The 18,629-nt window shown below is 72.2% G+C and carries 2 protein-coding genes (1 of these 2 running past the window's edge); both read left to right on the forward strand.

What is annotated here, in order from left to right; genetic code table 11:
* Positions 1 to 5,856 (forward strand): beta strand repeat-containing protein, encoded by a 5,856-nt coding sequence (locus ACYVDK_RS08050; protein ID WP_460520458.1) that lies wholly within the window; start codon positions 1 to 3, stop codon positions 5,854 to 5,856.
* Positions 5,829 to 18,629, forward strand: partial view of a hypothetical protein gene (locus ACYVDK_RS08055; protein ID WP_460520460.1) — the start only. Its footprint extends 13,581 nt past the window's final position; the window shows 12,801 of its 26,382 coding nt (coding positions 1–12,801); its start codon is at positions 5,829 to 5,831; its stop codon lies off the right edge, out of view. The genes ACYVDK_RS08050 and ACYVDK_RS08055 overlap by 28 nt, the downstream gene beginning before the upstream one ends.

Consider the following 18,629-nt stretch of genomic DNA (forward strand, 5'->3'; position numbering starts at 1 on the left):
ATGATGCAGGCAGCAGCAGTCCACTCCCTCGCTCTGCTGGCGACGCCGTCCGAATACGTCTACACGGTCGACGCCGCGAGCGGCTCGCACGACGTGCGCGTCTCGGTCGTGGGCACCGACCTGGTGATCGACGACAACGGCGTCATCACGAAGGTGGCGATCGCCTCGATGAGCTCCGCGCTGGTGCGTACTCTCGGCGGCAACACGATGGTGCTCACCGTCGACACGACGGCAGGCCCGATCACGGTGCCGCTCACGTTCCAAGGCGCCGGCGGCGACACGCTCGCGGTGATCGGTGATCACCTCGACTGGACGGCCGACTCGACGAGCAACGGATCCGTCACCGATTCGGCACTGACCTCACTCGGATACACCGGCGTGCAGGGCATCATGGCGACCGGGGCCGACGCGAGCCTGCACGGTCCGGTCGCGAACACCACGTGGAACGTCACGGGTGCGGACTCGGGCACCATCGCCCAGACCGGCCAGGGCGCGCCCGGCTCCGCGCAGAGCTTCAGCGGCTTCGCCAACCTGCTCGGGGCATCCGGCAACGACGACACCTTCGTGTTCGCTCCGACCGGGTCGCTCGACGGCATCGTCGACGGTGGAGCGGGCGGCGACGACACGCTCGTGCTGAACGGCGCGGGCGGCACCGTCGTCTCCACCCCGACCGCCGCGGGCAGCGGCACCCTCGCCGTCGGCTCCGACACCATCACGTACACCGGTCTGGAACCGGTCACGATCACCGGCTTCGCCGACGTCGTCGTGCACCCCGCCACCGCAGGCGACACCGTGACGGTCACCTCTGACGGCGCCGGCCACATCGTCGTCAGCTCTCCGGCGATGGAGACGCAGACCATCGACGTTCCGACCGGGTCGCTCACCATCCAGGCGACCGCGCCGAAGGTGAGCGTCACCGTGGTCGGAGACCTGCGGATGCCCGGCGCTCGGCTCGAGATCGACGCGGCGACCATCACTGTGGGCGCGGGCACCGGCCCCGCCATCACCATCGACACGAGCTCCGCCGGAACCTCCGGGAACGTCACCCTGACGGCGACGGATGCGCAGACCGGCTCGCCGGCATCCGCATCGGTCACGATCGACGGGGCCACGATCAAGGCGAACGCGATCACCGTGAGTGCGACGGCGACGCAGACACCGTCGGGTTCGCCGGTCGTGGGGCAGAACGTGCTCAGTGCGGCATCCACCGCGCTGGTCTCGGTGATCGGCGCGGCCGTGCTCGACGCGCTCGGATCCGTGACGCTGGCCAGCTCCTCGACGGTGACCGCCGTCGTCGCCTCGACCGGAACCGGGGCGAGCTCGTCGACGGACGCGGCGGTGGCGGAGGCGAGCATCCAGAGCACGGCCACCACGCGCGTCAGCGACACCGCCAGCATCACCGCGGTCGGCGCGCTGTCGCTGATCGCCGCGAACAACACGGCGGTCACCACGACAGCGGACGCCACCGCGGCCACCGCGGGGGCGGGCATCGGGGTCACGAAGGTGACGAGCAACACCGCCGCCTACATCGACAGCGACTCCGTGCACGGCGTCAACGCAGGAAGCGTGGATGTCTCGGCCGACTCGGACAACATCGTCGTCACGGTCGCGAAGGCGAGCCCGGGCGGGGCCACCGCGAACGACTCATCGCCGGCCACCACCACCGACGGCAAAGCGCAGGCGCCGGGCGGCGCGATCGCCGTCGCCGGGGCGCTCGCCTACTCGAACGTGCAGCAGACGACTCGGGCCTACATCGCCCCGATCGGCGGCGGCCTCGTGATCGCCGTGACCGACGCGAACACTCCGGGCGGGGCCGCACCCATCAACGTGCACGCCGGCAACCAGGGCGGCTCGAGCGCATCCGCCGACGGCAGCGCAGCGGCCAGCGACCCGAACGGTGTCGGGGTCGCCGTCGCGGTGAACAGCGCCGACGTCACGACCGACGCCCACGTGTCGGGCGCGACGTTGGCCACGCCGGCCGTGAACGTCGAGGCGGTGACGAAACCGGCCGCGGACGGTGCGACGAACATGTTCGGGGCCAGTGCGACATCCGGTGCAGGCGGCGCGAAGAACGTCGGGGTCGCCGGATCCGTCGCGATCAACGTGGCCACCCTGAACACGACGGCGCAGCTCAGCGGCGCGCCGGTCGCGACGAGCGGGGTGGCGCCTGGGCAGTCATCCGATGTGACGCTGGCCGCCCGTTCCAACGACACCGACACGGCCACCGCGGTTCCGGGCACCGACGGTACGGGCGCGGCGACGGGCGTCGGGGCATCCGTGGCGCTGAACATCGTGAACGACAGCACGGCGGCCGGGCTCGCCGCCGGATCGGCCCTCACCGGGGCGCACGACCTGACGATCACGGCGGATGCCGTCTCGCCGGCCACAACGCAGGCTCGCGGCGGTGCGTTCTCCGCCGACATCGCGGCCGCCCCGGTGTATGCGCTGACCACTTCGAACATGACCACCACGGCGAACAGCGAAACCGGCCCCGCGCTGGTGCTCGGCGGAAACTACACGGCCACCGCCCACCAGGTGGCGACCACGGCGACGACGGCGACCGGCGAGGCGCAAGGGGATGGCGCCCTCGGCGTCGCCGTCGCTCAGACCTACGCGAACCACTTCGTGCAGGCCACCACCCACCGCGACGTCACGGCGGCCGGCACGTTCAGCCTCACCGCGAACGGGGCGTCCGGTGTCGCCACGACCGCGACCGCCTCCAGCAGCGGGGCGGCCGGAACGGATGCCGCACAGCACCCTTCGCCCGCGGTGCTCGCCTCCGGCGCGCGCACGTACGCCGACTCCGAGGCACCCAGCACGGGCGGGGCGCTGCCGGGCGGCGGCGGGGGCAGCGGCGGCAACCCAGGCCCAGGACCTGGACAGCCCGCCACCCCGGCCGGAACGGTCAGCGTGGCCGCCGCGGTCTCGATCACGGTGCACAGCGCCAGCGCAGACGCATCCGTCGACGGCGTGACGATTCTCGCCCAGGGCGTGTCATTGAGTGCGACCGACAACGTCTCCGTCGCGACGACCGCATCGGGCGGCCCGTCGACCCGAGCACCACCGGGCGGCGGAACCGGCAAAAGCACCGTCGGAATCGGTGCAGCAGTCGCGATCACCATCGCCGACGTCGCGGTCGCCGCGAACGTCGGACCCACCGCCACCATCCAGTCCACCTCACTCACCCTCACCGCCGGCGTCGGCAGCACGAACGCCGCAGGCACCGCCGACAGCACCGACCGCTTCGGCACCACCTCCACCGCCGGCGCAGGCAGCGGCGGAACGCTCGGGGTCGCAGGATCCGTCGCCATCCAGTCCGCGACGGTCACCACCTCGGCAGCACTGATCTCGTCGGGCGCCGGGCCCACCGCGACCGGCCCGAATGTGGCTCTTGGCGCCAGCAACAACGGTGGCGCGTTCTCGGCACAGGCATCCAGTGCCGTCGCCTCCACTGTTTCGGCGCTGATGGCCGATTCCGGATCGGGAACACCCACCACCGGCATCGGCGCCTCGTTCGCCCTCGCGCTGCAGAACGACACCACGACCGCCGCCATCGGCGACGGCGCGACCCTCACCGGCGCCACCGGCGTCACGCTCTCCGCATCCGGCACCGACGACACGACCGCCGTCGCCAACGACGGCGCGTCCGCCGGCGGGGTCTCCGTCGCACCGTTCGGCGCCGTGGTCGCAAGCAACGTCACCACGAGCGCCGCCATCGGCGCCGGGGCGACGCTCACCGTCTTGGGAGCGGTCAGCGTCACCGCCGTGCAGCACGCGACCGCATCCGCCACGGCGTCCGGCGAAGTGCAGGGCGGTGCGAAGGCCGCGGTCGGCGCGGGCCTCGCCCTCGCCATCACGAACGACACGGTCACGGCATCGGTCGCGCGCTCGATCAGTGCAGGCTTGAGCGGGGCCGGCTCGAGCGGGGCCGGCTCGATCACGATCGGTGCAACCGGCTTCAGCTCCAACACGGCATCGGCGACCGCATCGGCCTCCGGCGCCCCTGCCGGCTCCGGCGGAGCGGGCAGCGGCGTGGACACCAGCGTGACGGATGCCAGGGGCACCGCCACCCAGCTCGCCACCGATACCGGGAGCGAGGGCCCGACCGCCACGAAGGCTCCGAGCGCGTCGACGTCGCAGGGCGGGGTGGACGCGGCAGCAGCGGTGGCCGTCGTGGTCGCCACGCCCACCGCGCAGGCTTCCGTCGTCGGCACCGGCGTGGTGCTCAGAGCGACCGGCGCGGTGACCATCGCATCGGCGCAGAACGCGGATGCCACGACAACGGCCGACGGCTCCGCCGTCTCGACCGCCACCGTCGTGATCGGCGCGGCGGTCTCCATCGCACTGCTGCACGCCGTCAACGACGCGGAGCTGCCGTCCGGCGACTCCGTGCAGGCCGGGTCGCTGACCATCGCGGCGACCGTCGCCACGAGCGGCTCCAGCACCGGCGCGGGCACCGCCGTCACGGCGACGGCGACCAGCGGAGCGGGCGGCGGAAGCGTCTCGCTGGCCGGGTCTCTCGCACTTGCCGTCGTCACGGCGGACACCACGGCGACACTGGCGGGCGACGTCACCCTGACCGGGACGGCACCGGCAGGCGGTGACCTGGTGGTGAACGCGTCGTCGGCGGTGACCTCGAGCGTGAAGGCGGAGCCGACGCCCGCGGGCGTGACCGCGACGAAGGCGGGTGTCGGGGCATCCGTTGCGCTCGACATCGTGACCGACACCACGACCGCCGCCATCGGTGGAAGCGTCACCGGCGCGAACGATGTGACGCTGTCGGCCACCGCCACCGATGCCGCGTCGGCGGAAGCGAAGTCCGGATCGGCCGGAGGCGGAGCGGCCCTCGCGCCGGCCGTCGCCATCGTGCTCGCCACCGTGAGCACCTCGAGCTCGGTGGCGGCCGGAACCACGATCGCCGCGACCGGGGCGTTCGTTGCGGGGGCCTCGCAGAATGCGTCAGCCTCGAGCGTCGCGGGATCCGCGGTGTCGGATGCCGCTAACGCCGCGATCGGGGTGAGCGTCGCGCTCACGATCGCGAACGACACCGTGACCGCGACGACCGCGCGCTCGCTGCAGGCCGGCGGCGATCTCACACTCTCGGCGTCCGGGATCTCGGCCTCGTCGGCACAGTCGACGGCTTCGGCGGCCGGGGCGCCCGGCAGCGGCTCCGCAGGCCAGAGCGGCTCGGGCGTCGACGACCAGGTGTCGCAGCAGCGCGGTTTCGCCGACACCACGGCGCAGGAGAACGGCGGTGCGAAGTCCGACTCGACGGCCACACCATCGGCGTCCACCAGCAGCGGCGGCATCAACGTGGCGGCGGCCATCGGCGTGGTGGTCGCCGAGTCCACCTCGAACGCCGGCTTCGACCACGCAGCCACCGGCATCGACCTCACCGCGGGCGGAACCGTCAACCTCGCGTCGAGCGCGAACACCGACGCGTCGTCTTCCGCGGACGGCTCGGCGGTTGCACCGGGCACCGCGTCGGTCGGCGCAGGGGTCGCCATCACCTACGCGCACCTGATCAACCACGCAGTGCTGCCGGCGACGGACAGCATCCACGCGCACTCGGTGACCGTCTCGGCGGCGATCACGCCGAACGGAGCGGATGCCACCAACACGTTCGGCGCGCAGGCCGCCAGCGGTGCAGGCGGCGGCAACGTCTCCGTCGCGGGGTCGCTCGCGCTGGCGACCCTGAACCTGGACACGCTGGCCGAGCTCGCCGGGGCTGTCACATTGACCGGCGGTGACGCGGTGGTCGGCGCTGCGAGCACGTCGACGTCGACGGTGAAGGCGGAGCCGGTCGGCGCAGGCGTGAGCGGGGGAAGGTGGGGGTCGGGGCATCCGTCGCACTGAACCTCATCGGCGACAGCACGGTCGCCTCGATCGCCGACGGCGCCGGCATCACGGGAGCGCATTCGATCACGCTGACCGCGACGACGACGGATGCCGCCACCACCGAAGCGAAGATGGGTGCCTCCGGCGGCGGGGTCGCCGCCTCGCCTGCGGTCGCCGTGACCCTCGCGAACGTGACCACGACTGCGGAGGCCGGTGCCGCGGTCTCCGGCACGACGCTGACCGGAGACTTCACCGCTTCGGCCTCCCAGACCGCGACCGTATCGACCACGGCGGGGGCCGTCGCGACGGGCGCCTCCACCGCGGCCGTCGGCATCGGCCTCGCGCTCACGATCGCGAACGACACGGTGCTCGCGCGTTCCGACCGCAGCATCGACGCCGGCGGGAACATCACGCTCGCCTCGACAGGGCTCTGGTCGTCGGCGTCGCAGGCGACGGCGTCGGCCGGCGGCGCGAGCGACACCAGCACAAGCCCTACGCAGTCGGGCGTCGACGACCAGGTCGCGGCTCAGCGTGACTTCGCAGGAACGACCGCGGAGAACAACGGTGCGGCGAGCGGCCCGAACCCGACGGGCACGACCGCCGCGCCGTCTGCGTCGACATCGGGCGGCAAGGTCGACGTGGCAGCGGCCGTGGCGATCGTCGTCGCCACCCAGTCCTCGAGCGCCACCGTGCTCGACTCGGTGCCCGGCCTCACGCTGACCGCCGGAGGCGCGGTCGTGCTGCGCTCGGCGCAGAACGCGGATGCCACCACCAGCGCCGACGGTTCGGCCGTCAGCGGCGGGGCGGCTGCGGTCGGCGCCGGAGTGGCCATCACGCTGGCGAAGATCACGAACACGGCTGCCCTGCCGCAGAACGCGACGGTGCGTGCGGCGTCTCTGACACTGTCGGCGACGGAGGCTGCAGACGGCCCCGACACGACGTCGACCTTCGGCGCCGCGTCCACGAGCGGCGCGGGCGGCGGCACGGTGTCGGTCGCCGGATCGCTGGCGCTCACCATCCTCGACCAGACGACGACGGCGACCCTCGCAGGAACGGCCGTGCTCAGCGGGGGCGACCTGGCGCTCGCGGCCGGGAGCGACGCGAGCACCACGGTGTCGGCGCTGCCGACCGGGGGAGGTGTCTCCCCGGGCAACGTGGGTGTCGGGGCATCCGTCGCGCTGGCCATCGTGACCGACACGACGATTGCGAGCATCGCCGCAGGCGCATCGGCGACCGGAGCTCAGAACATCACCATCACCGCCACAGCGACGGATGCCGCCACCACCGTGGCGAAGATGGGAGCGCTGGGCGGCGGCGTCGGCATAGCGCCGGCCGTGGCCGTCACGCTCTCCACCGTGAGCACGAGCGTGCTGATCGACACCGGCTCGTTGCTGCAGCTCGGCGGAGCGCTCACCGCGACCGCAACACAGAACGCATCGGCGGCCTCGACGGCCGGATCCGTGGTCGGCGGTGCATCGACCGCCGCGGTCGGCGTCGGCCTCGCCCTCACGCTCTCGAACCACACGGTGAGCGCCACATCGGCGCGGTCGATCACCGCGGGCGGCGCCATCTCGCTGACGGCATCCGGAGCCTCGGCGTCTGCAGCGCAGGCCTCGGCGTCCGCTGCGGGGGCGAGCGGCAACGCGACAGGTGGCACCGGCGGCAGCGGGGTCGACGACCAGGTGTCGAAGGAACGCGTGAACGCAGACGAGACCGCCACTGCGAACGGCGGTGCGACCTCGGGCGGCACGACGACGCCGAGTGCGTCGACATCACAAGGAAAGGTGAACGTCGCCGCAGCGGTTGCCGTGGTCGTCGCCACGGTGAAGTCGACGTCGACGGTGGTGACGGGCGTCACGCTCACGGCAGGCGGAGCTGTCACGCTCGCGTCGAGCCAGAACACGGATGCCGGCTCGAACGCCGACGGGTCGGCCGTCGGGGCATCCAGTGCGAACATCGGCGCAGCGGTCGCGATCACCCGAGCGGACGTCGACAACGACGCGACCCTCCCAGCCGGTGCGATCGTGCAGGCGCACGACCTCACGGTGAGCGCCACGGAGACGGTGGTCGGCAGCGGTCCCGGAGCGGATGCCATGAGCACGTACGGTGCGCAGTCGGCGTCCGGCGCCGGTGGCGGCAACCTCTCGGTCGCCGGGTCGCTCGCGCTGGCGATCGTGAACCAGCACACGAACGCGGTGGTCGCCGGAGCCGTGACGCTGGCCGGCGGCGACCTGAGCATCGCCGCCGGAAGCGCGGCATCCAGCACCGTGAACGCCGAACCGACACCGGGCGGCGTCACGACGTCGAACGTGGGAGTGGGGGCGTCGGTCGCACTGAACATCGTGACCGACACGACGACGGCGAACGTCGCGGGCACCGCGACCATCTCGGGGGCGCTGGACGCGACCCTCGCCGCGACCACTGCAGACGCTGCTGCGACCGAGGCGAAGATGGGCGCTTCCGGTGGAAACGTCACCGTGTCGCCCGCCATCGCGGTCACGCTCTCCACCGTGACCACGAGCGTGAGCATCGACGCGGCACCGGCCGTGCTGAGCGTCAGCGGCGCGTTCGCCGCAACCGCCACGCAGAACGCGTCGGCTTCCACGGTCGCCGGCGCCGTGGCCTCCGGATCGAGCAAGGCCGCCGCGGGCGTCGGACTCGCGCTGACTCTGTCGAACCACACGGTCACGGCGACGACGGCCAGGTCGATCTCGGCGGGCGGCGACCTCGCGCTGAACGCGTTCGGCGCCTCCGCCTCTGCCGCGCAGGCGACCGCGTCCGCCGGCGGCGCGCCCGGTGAGCCGGGGAGCGGCGACAGTGCGGGCGATGGCAATGCCGGTGGCGGCGTCGACTCGCTGATCGGCGACCAGCGCACGAACGCGGACCAGACTGCCTCCACCTACAACGGCGCCCCGTCGAACGGCACGAAGGCTCCCAGCGCCTCCGCCTCGGGCGGCAAGGTCGACGTGGCCGCCGCCATCGCCGTGGTCGTCGCCACGGTCACCTCGACAGCCACCGTGATCGGATCGGGCATCGCACTGACCGCCGGCGGCACGGTGACGCTCGCGTCGTCGCAGAACAGCGACGCCGCGACGGCCGCCGACGGGTCGGCCGTGGGCGGATCGAGCCTGAACATCGGCGCGGCCGTCGCCATCACGCTCGCGAACGTGAACAACACCGCCCAGCTGCCCACCGGCGACACGGTGTCGGCGCACGGGCTCCTCGTCGCGGCGACCGAGACGGTTCTCCCCTTGTCAGGAGCAGCCTCCGGCGGTGCGACGGATGCCGTCAGCACGTACGGCGCGCAGTCCGTCTCGGGTGCGGGCGGCGGCAACATCTCGGTGGCGGGTTCGCTCGCACTGGCCGTAGTCAACCAGCACACTCTGGCCGAGCTGGACGGCACTGTCGCGCTCAGCGGCGGCGACGCGAGCATCACCGCCGGCAGCGCCGCGGCCTCCACGGTGAAGGCCGAACCCTCGGGCAGCGGTGTGAGTTCGACGAACGTGGGTGTCGGGGCATCCGTCGCCCTGAACCTGGTGACCGACACCACGACGGCGCAACTCTCCGACGGAATCGCCCTGACCGGGGCGGGCAACGTCTCGCTGACGAGCACGGCGACGGATGCCGCACTCACCGACGCGCAGATGGGCGCGGCCGGTGGCGGTATCGCGATCACCCCTGCGGTGGCCGTCACCCTCTCCACCGTGACGACGGCGATCGTGATCGGCACATTCGGCGGTGCGCTCTCGCTCAGCGGCAGCTTCACCGGATCGGCCTCGCAGAACGCGTCGGCGAACACGAGCGCAGGGGCGTCGGCCTCCGGCGCAAGCAGCGCGGCGGTCGGTGTCGGACTCGCTCTCACCGTGTCGAACCACACGGTCGCAGCGAGCACGGCACGCTCGGTCGCGGCCGGCGGCGATATCGCTCTGAACGCATTCGGGGTCTCGGCCTCGGCCGCATCCGGCCAGGCGTCGGCGGGCGGCGCGCCCCAGAACCCGACGGACGGCCCTGGCGGGGCGGGCACCGGCGGCGGGGCGGGCGCCGGCGTGGACACCCAGATTCAGAAGGAGCGCACGAACGCCGACAGCACCGCGGCCGACAACGGCGGCGACGCATCCGGAGGCACCGGCACCCCGAGCGCGTCCACGTCGAGCGGCAAGGTGAACGCCGCGGCCGCGATCGGCGTCGTGGTCGCGACCGTGACGTCGACGGCGACCATCGACACCACGGGCGGTCTCTCCGGTCTGTTGCTGAACGCCGGCGGAACCGTGACGCTGGCATCGAGCCAGAACACGGATGCCGCATCGTCGGCAGACGGCTCGGCCTCCCAGGGATCGACGGCGACGATCGGCGCGGCCGTCGCGATCACGCTGGCGAAGGTGAACAACGACGCCGTGCTGCCCACGGGCGACACGGTCACCGCCCACGCGTTGACGGTCTCGGCGACGGAGACCGTCAACGGTGCCGACGTCACGTCCACCTACGGCGCGCAGGCCACCAGCGGCGCCGGCGGCGGCAAGGTCTCCGTCGCCGGATCGCTCGCACTGGCGGTCGTCGACCAGCACACGCTCGCCGAACTGGCCGGGAATGTCACGCTTGCCGGCGGCGACGCGAACATCACCGCCGGCAGCGCCGCCTCCAGCACTGTGAAGGCCGAGCCGGCAGCGGGCGGCGTGACATCGACCAGCGTGGGGGTGGGGGCATCCGTCGCGCTGAACCTCATCACCGACACCACCCAGGCGACACTCGACGACGGCATCGCGCTCAGCGGCGCAGCCACCATCTCGCTGACGAGCTCCGCGACGGATGACGCACTCACCGAGGCGAAGATGGGCGCGGCCGGCGGTGCTGTCGCCATCGCCCCAGCGGTCGCGGTCACGCTCTCCACAGTGACGACGACGGCCGTGATCGGCACGCTCGGTGCCGGGCTCGCCGCGACCGGGAACGTCACGGCTGCTGCGACGCAGAACGCGTCCGCGAACACGACGGCGGGTGCGACCGTCGGCGGCGCAGGCACCGCAGCGGTCGGAGTCGGGCTCGCCCTCACGATCGCGAACCACACGGTGAGCGGCACGACGGCGCGCAGCATCACGGCCGGCGGCGACATCACGCTGAGCGCATTCGGAGTCTCTGCCTCCGCATCCGCAGCACACGCATCCGCCTCCGGCGCCCCCGACGACACAGCGGCCGGCGCCGGAAGCGACGGCAAGAGCGACGGGGTCGACCAGCAGGTCCAGACCCAGCGCACGAACGCCAACACCACCGCCACCGACAACGGCGGGACGGGCTCGGGCAGCACGGGCACGCCGAGCGCCAGCACCTCCAGCGGCAAGGTGAACGTCGCTGCGGCGATCGCGGTGGTCGTCGCCACGGTGCAGGCGACCGCCACCATCGACGCGGTACACGGCGGCACGGGTCTTTCGCTGAACGCCGGCGGAACCGTGACGCTTGCCTCGAGCCAGAACACGGATGCCGCCACCAGCGCCGACGGGTCGGCCTCGCAGGGCGCCAAAGCGACGATCGGCGCTGCCGTCGCCATCACACTCGCCGACGTGACGAACTCCGCGATCCTTCCGGTCGGCGAGACCGTGAACGCGCACGCGCTGATCGTCAGCGCCACCGAGACGATCGTGGGAAGCGGTCCGACAGCGGATGCCACCGGCGACTACGGTGCGCAGTCGATCTCTGGCGCAGGCGGCGGCACGGTTTCGCTGGCCGGATCGTTCGCGCTCGCCGTGGTGAACCAGCAGACCACCGCCGAACTCTCCGGAACGGTCACGCTGACCGGCGGGGACGCGAGCGTCACGGCGGGCAGCCAGGCATCCACGACCGTCAAGGCCGAGCCCACCGAAACCGGCGTGACGTCGACGAACGTGGGAGTCGGGGCATCCGTCGCTCTCGCGCTCATCCAGGACGACACCATCGCGAAGCTCGACGACGGCATCGCGATCGCCGGGGCGCGCAACGTGAGCCTGACGGCGACGGCCGGAGACGCGGCCGTGGTCGAGGCTGCGATGGGCGTCTCCGACGGCAAGGTCGACGTGGCGCCGGCCGTGGCGATCGCGCTGTCGAACGTGACGACGCAGGCGCTGATCGGCACCTTCGGCGGCGCGCTCGTGCTCTCCGGCGACCTTACGGACTCGGCGACGCAGACGGCATCGGCGTCGACGAACGCCGGATCGGCGGTCATCAGCGGTGCCGGATCGAAGGCGTCGGTCGGCATCGCACTCGGCCTGACCATCGCGAACCACACCGTGACGGCGACCACCGCGCGCAGCGTGAACGCCGGCGGCGACATCACGCTGAATGCGTTCAGCGTCTCGGCATCGGCAGCCTCCGGGCAGGCGTCGGCCGCCGGCGCAGCGGAGAACCCGGCCGACGGCGCAGGCGGCGCGGGCACAGGCGGTGCTGCAGGCGGCGGAGTGGATCAGCAGGTGAAGGGCCAGCGCGACTTCGCCGACCAGTCAGCCTTGAACAACGGAGTCCAGGACTCCGGGAATGCCAGCACGCCGCAGGCGACGACGTCGCAGGGCGGAGTGAACGCGGCCGCCGCCATCGGCGTCGACCTGGCGACGATCGACGTCACAGCCACCATCGAGGGCACCGGCCTCGACCTGACGGCCGGCGGAACGGTGACTCTCGCCTCGAGCCAGAACACCGACGCCGCCTCTGCAGCCGACGGCTCCGCCACGCAGGGCGGCACCGCGAACGTCGGCGCCGCGGTGGCGATCACGCTCGCGGATGTCACGAACTCGGCGATCCTGCCCGCCGGAGACACGGTGCACGCGAACGGCCTGATCGTCTCGGCGACCGAGACCGCCGACGGTGCCGACACGACCTCGACCTACGGTGCTCAGTCCGTCTCGGGGGCCGGCGGCGGCAAGGTCTCGGTCGCCGGATCGTTCGCGCTGGCCGTCGTGAACCAGGCGACGACGGCAGAGCTCGAGGGAACCGTCACCCTCGCCGGCGGCGACGTGACGGTCATCGCGGGCAGCCAGGCATCCACCACGGTGAAGGCCGAGCCGACGGCGACTGGAGTGACGGCGAAGAGCGTCGGGGTCGGGGCATCCGTCGCCCTGGCGCTGATCCAGGACGACACGATCGCGAAGCTCGACGACGGTATCGCGATCAGCGGAGCGCGCAACATCGGCCTGACAGCGACCGCCGGCGACGCGGCAATCGTTGAGGCGAAGATGGGCGCAGGCGGCGGCAAGGTCGATGTCGCACCCGCGGTGGCCATCGCGTTGTCGAACGTGACCACGACGGCCGGTCTCGGCACGTTCGGCGGACCGATCCTGCTGAGCGGTTCGCTGACGCTGGCGGCGACGCAGAACGCCTCTGCGTCGTCGAACGCGGGCGCCGTCGTCACCGGTGGCACCAGCGCAGCAGTCGGGGTGGGACTCGGTCTGACCATCGCCAATCACACAGTGAGCGCAACGACCGCGCGCAGCGTGAACGCCGGCGGCGACATCACGATGAGCGCCTTCAGCGTGTCGGACTCCGCGGCCGCCGCGTCGGCATCCGCATCGGGTGCGCCGCAGAACAGTGCAGACGGATCGGGCGGCACAGGCACGAGCGGCGGCGCCGGCGACGGCGTGGATACGCAGGTCAAGGGCCAGCGCGACTTCGCCGACCAGTCGGCCAAGGACAACGGGGTGCAGAACTCCGGCAATGCGAGCACGCCGAAGGCGACCACCTCCGACGGCGGAGTGAACGTCGCGGCGGCGATCGCAGTCGACCTGGCCACGGTCAGTGCCACCGCGACCATCATCGGAACCGGCCTCGACCTGACGGCCGGCGGCACGGTGACGCTCGCCTCGAGCCAGAACACGGATGCCGGCACGAACGCCGACGGGTCCGCCTCGCAGGGCGGCACCGCGACCATCGGTGCCGCCGTGGCGATCACGCTCGCGGAGGTGACGAACTCCGCGATCCTTCCGGCCGGCGACACCGTGCGCGCCAACGCCCTGACGGTGTCCGCCACCGAGACGGTCTCCGGGGCGGATGTCACGAGCACGTACGGCGCGCAGTCCGCCTCGGGTGCCGGCGGCGGCAAGATCTCCGTCGCCGGGTCGTTCGCTCTGGCAGTGGTGAACCAGCAGACGACGGCCGAGTTGGCCGGGACGGTGACGCTCACCGGCGGCGATGCGAGTGTGACGGCGGGCAGCCAGGCATCCACCACCGTGAAGGCGGAGCCGACGCCGGGCGGGGTGAGCTCGACGAACGTGGGCATCGGGGCATCGGTCGCGCTGGCGCTGATCCAGGACGACACGATCGCGCGGCTCGACAACGGCATCGCGATCTCCGGTGCCCGGAACGTGACGTTGACCGCCACGGCGGGGGATGCCGCGGTGGTCGAGGCGAAGATGGGCGTGCAGGGCACCGGAACGGCGAAAGTATCGGTGTCGCCTGCCATTGCGATCGCGTTGTCGAACGTGACGACGCAGGCCATGATCGGCACGTTCGGCGGCCCGCTGACGCTCTCCGGCGACTTCGCGGCGCAGGCGACCCAGGTGGCGTCCGCGTCGACGAACGCCGGGGCCATCGCCGGCGGGGCCTCGAAGGCGGCGATCGGCGTCGCGCTCGGGCTGACCATCGCCAACCACACCGTTTCGGGCAGCACGGCGCGCAGCATCGACGCGGGCGGGAACATCACGCTGAGCGCATCGAGTGCATCGGCCTCAGCGGCGGGTGCCGAGGCTTCGGCGACGGGTGCTGCCGAGAACCCGACGGACGCGTCAGGTGGCACGGGCACAGGTGGCACAGGCACAGGCGGCACAGACACCGGTGGCGCGGCGGGCACCGGCGTCGACAGCCAGGTGCAGGGGCAGCGCACCTTCGCCGACACGTCGGCCACGAACAACAACGTGGCCGGCTCCGGCAAGGCGAACACACCGAAGGCGACCACCTCGCAGGGCGGCATCAACGTGGCGGCTGCGATCGGCGTCGACCTGGCCACGGTCACCGCGACGGCGACCATCACGGGAACCGGTCTCGACCTCACCGCGGGCGGCACCGTCACGCTCGCCTCCAGCCAGAACACCGATGCCGCCAGCTCCGCCGACGGCTCGGCCACCCAGGGCGGCACAGCGAACATCGGTGCGGGCGTCGCGATCACGCTGGCCGACGTGACGAACACGGCGGCCCTGCCGGCCGGTGACACCGTGCACGCGCACGGGCTCACCGTGAGCGCCACCGAGACGGTGCCGGGAACCGGCGGGGCGACGGATGCCACCAGCACGTACGGTGCGCAGTCGATCAGCGGCGCCGGCGGCGGCAAGGTCTCCGTCGCCGGGTCCTTCTCTCTGGCGGTGGTGAATCAGCAGACCACTGCCGAGCTCTCCGGAACCGTGACCTTGACCGGCGGGGACGCAACCGTGACGGCGGGCAGCGCGGCCTCCACCACGGTGAAGGCGGAGCCCACCGCGACCGGCGTGACCTCGACGAACGTCGGTGTCGGGGCATCCGTCGCGCTGAGCCTCATCCAGGACATCACACGCGCCCTGCTCGACGACGGCATCGCACTCACCGGCGCCCACGACGTGACGCTCACCGCGACGGCGAGCGACGACGCCGTCACCGAGGCGAAGATGGGCGCGAACGGCGGAAAAGTCGCCATCGCACCCGCCGTCGCCATCGCGCTCTCCAACGTCACCACGAAGGCGCTCATCGGCTCCCTGGCCGACCCGATCAGCCTCACCGGCAGTCTCACCGCCGCCGCAACGCAGATCGCCGGCGCCTCCAGCACAGCAGGCGCGGCCGTCGGCCAGGCCGGAACCGCGGCGGTCGGCGTGGGCATCGGTCTCACCATCTCGAACCACACCGTCAGGGGCACCACCGACCGCAGCATCGTCGCAGGCGGCGACGTCACGCTGGGGGCGTCTTCCGTGTCGGCATCGGCAGCGGCCGCGCAGGCCTCCGCATCGGGCGCACCGGAGTCCAGCGGCGGCAGCGGGGCGGCGGGCGACGGCGTCGACACGCAGATTCAGGGGCAGCGCACGTTCGCCGACCAGTCCGCCTCGAACAACGGTGTCGCCGGATCGGGCAGGATGGCGACGCCGAGCGCGAACACCAGCGGCGGCAAGGTGAACGTCGCAGCGGCCATCGCCATCACCGTCGCCACCGTCAGTGCGACCGCGACGATCCAGGATGCCGGCCTCGACATCACGGCGGGTGGCCTCGTCACTCTCGCCTCCAGCCAGAACACCGACGCCGCCACGAACGCCGACGGCACCGCCTCGCAGGGCACGAGCGCCACGGTCGGTGCAGCAGTCGCCATCACGCTCGCCAACGTCACGAACACCGCCCTGCTGCCCACCGGTGACACGATCCACGCGCACGCGCTCACCGTGAGCGCCACCGAAACAGTGGCACAGACGCCGAACGGCACGGATGTCACCAGCACATACGGTGCGCAGTCCGCGTCCGGAGCCGGTCAGGGCAAGATCTCGGTGGCCGGATCGTTCGCGCTCGCCGTCGTCAACCAGACCACGACCGCCGAGCTCTCCGGCGTCGTGACCTTGACCGGCGGCGACGTCGCGCTCACCGCGGGCAGCAACGCCACCAGCACGGTGAAGGCGGAACCCTCGCCAGGCGGGGTGAGCGCGAGCGATGTCGGCATCGGGGCATCCATCGCGCTGAACCTCGTCACCGACACCACGACGGCGCTGTTGGATGCCGACATCACGGTCACCGGAGCGCACGACTTCATCGTCACCTCGACTGCCGGCGACATCGCGAGCACCGAGGCGAAGATGGGTGCCCAGGGCACCGGCAATGCCAAGGTGGCCGTGACGCCGGCCATCGCGGTGACCATCTCCAACGTCGTCACCTCGGCGACCATCGGCACCTCGGCCACCGGCGGCCTGGTCATCACCGGCGACTTCGCGGCGGATGCCGCCCAGACCGCGGGCGCGACCACCTCGGCGGGCGCCGTCGCGGGGGGCGGTTCGTCGGCATCCGTCGGCATCGCGCTCGGCCTGAACCTGGTCACCCACACCGTGACCAGCACCACCGGCCGCGACATCACGGCGGGCGGGTCCATCGGATTCCAGGCGTACGGCTCGTCCGCAGACGGTGCATCCGCATCCGCCTCCGCCAGCGGCGCACCGGGCAAGAGCGACCCGAACGCGCCAAGCGGCGGCGTCGACCAGCAGGCGCAGGACCAGCGCACGTTCGCCAGCCAGACCGCGACCACCTACCAGGGGCAGGGCGCGAACGGCAGCGCGAACCCGTCGGCCGCCACCTCCGACGGAAAGGTCGCCGTCGCTGCGGCTATCGCGATCAACGTGGCCGACGTCACCGCGACCGCGATCCTGCCCGATGACCTCACGCTCACCGCGGGCGGTGCCGTGAGCCTGGCCAGCTCCGAGAATGTCGACGGCATCGTCACGGCCGACGGCACGGCCGTTCAGGCGCAGAAGGTGGGCATCGGCGCGGCCGTCGCGCTCAACCTGGTCGAGCTCGTCAACCGGGCGTACCTCGGGGCGAACACCACGGTCACGGGCAACGGCTTCACCGAGTCCGCCACCATGACCAACGTCGGCGGCGACGCGACGCATACGTTCACGGTCGAGGCGGATGCCGGTGCCGGTTCCCAAGACATCGGCGTCGCCGGCGCGCTAGCGCTGAACCTCGTCACCGACGACACCGAGGCGTACGTGCCCGGCACGGCCGTGGTGCACGCCGGAAACGGCGACATCGCCCTCATCGCGCAGAACGTGCGCTCCGACTCGGCGAAGGCGAAGGCGGATGCCGCTATCGGCGGCGGAGGCAAGGTCGGTGTCGGCGCATCCGTCGCCATCAACGTGCTCACCACCAACGTCACCCGCGCCGAGGTGGAAGACGGTGCAGTGCTCACCGGTGGCGCGAACGTCACACTCAGCGCGGTCAGCGTCGATCCGGTGATCAACCAGGTCACTGCCGGGTCGGCCGGCAGCACCGCCGCGGTCAGCCCGGCCGTCGGCATCAACATCGTCTCGCCGGTGACCATTGCCCGGCTCGGACTCCCGCGGGTCATTCCCGCACCCTTCGGCGCGCCCCCGACCGGCGGGATCGTCGCCACCGGCGCCGTGCTCATCTCGGCAACCCACACCGGTTCGGCCTCCGTGACCGGCGACGCGACAGCTGCGGGGGACGGTGTGGCGGTCGGCGCGGTCATCGCCCTGAACATCCTCACCGTGACGACCACCGCGCAGACCGCGCGTGACGTGACCGGCGCAAGCGTGGTGATCGCGGCATCCACCAGCGAGACGGGGACGGCGCAGGCCACCGCGAGCGCACAGGGAGCCGCCCAGAACACCGCGGGCAATGCGGACTCGCAGGCGAGCAGTCAGCTGAACGGAACACCGAGCACCCAGGGCCAGTCGGGCACGCTGCCCTCATCCAGCAGCACGGTGAGCAGCGCGAACGGTCAGGCCAGCGGCCAGTCAGGCAAGTCCGGTCAGGGCGTCGGCGTCGGCGCGGCCGTCACCGTGAACTGGGTCGTGGTGACCAACACCGCTTCGGTCACCGACGGGCTCACGATCACCGCGACCGGAGCGATCGTCGTGGCGGCGTCGAACACGGTGGATGCCACCTCGAAGGCGATCGGCACGTCGCTGAAGACGAACAGCACGAACATCGGCGCCGCGGTCGGCCTCAACGTCGCCACCGTCGTGAACAAGGGTTCGATCGGCGTCGGCGCGCACGTCGCAGGCGGCAGCGTCGCGGTGCTCGCGATCACGCCGGCCGGTGACGAGAACGACTTCATCGTCTGGGGTCTGGCCGCGGCCGGCGGCAACGGCAAGGCA

This window comes from Humibacter antri, assembly GCF_054777235.1.

Bases quoted from the DNA above. Each gene is read 5' to 3' on its own strand.
- ACYVDK_RS08050 (WP_460520458.1), top strand. From the start codon at position 1: ATGATGCAGGCAGCAGCAGTCCACTCCCTCGCTCTGCTGGCGACGCCG.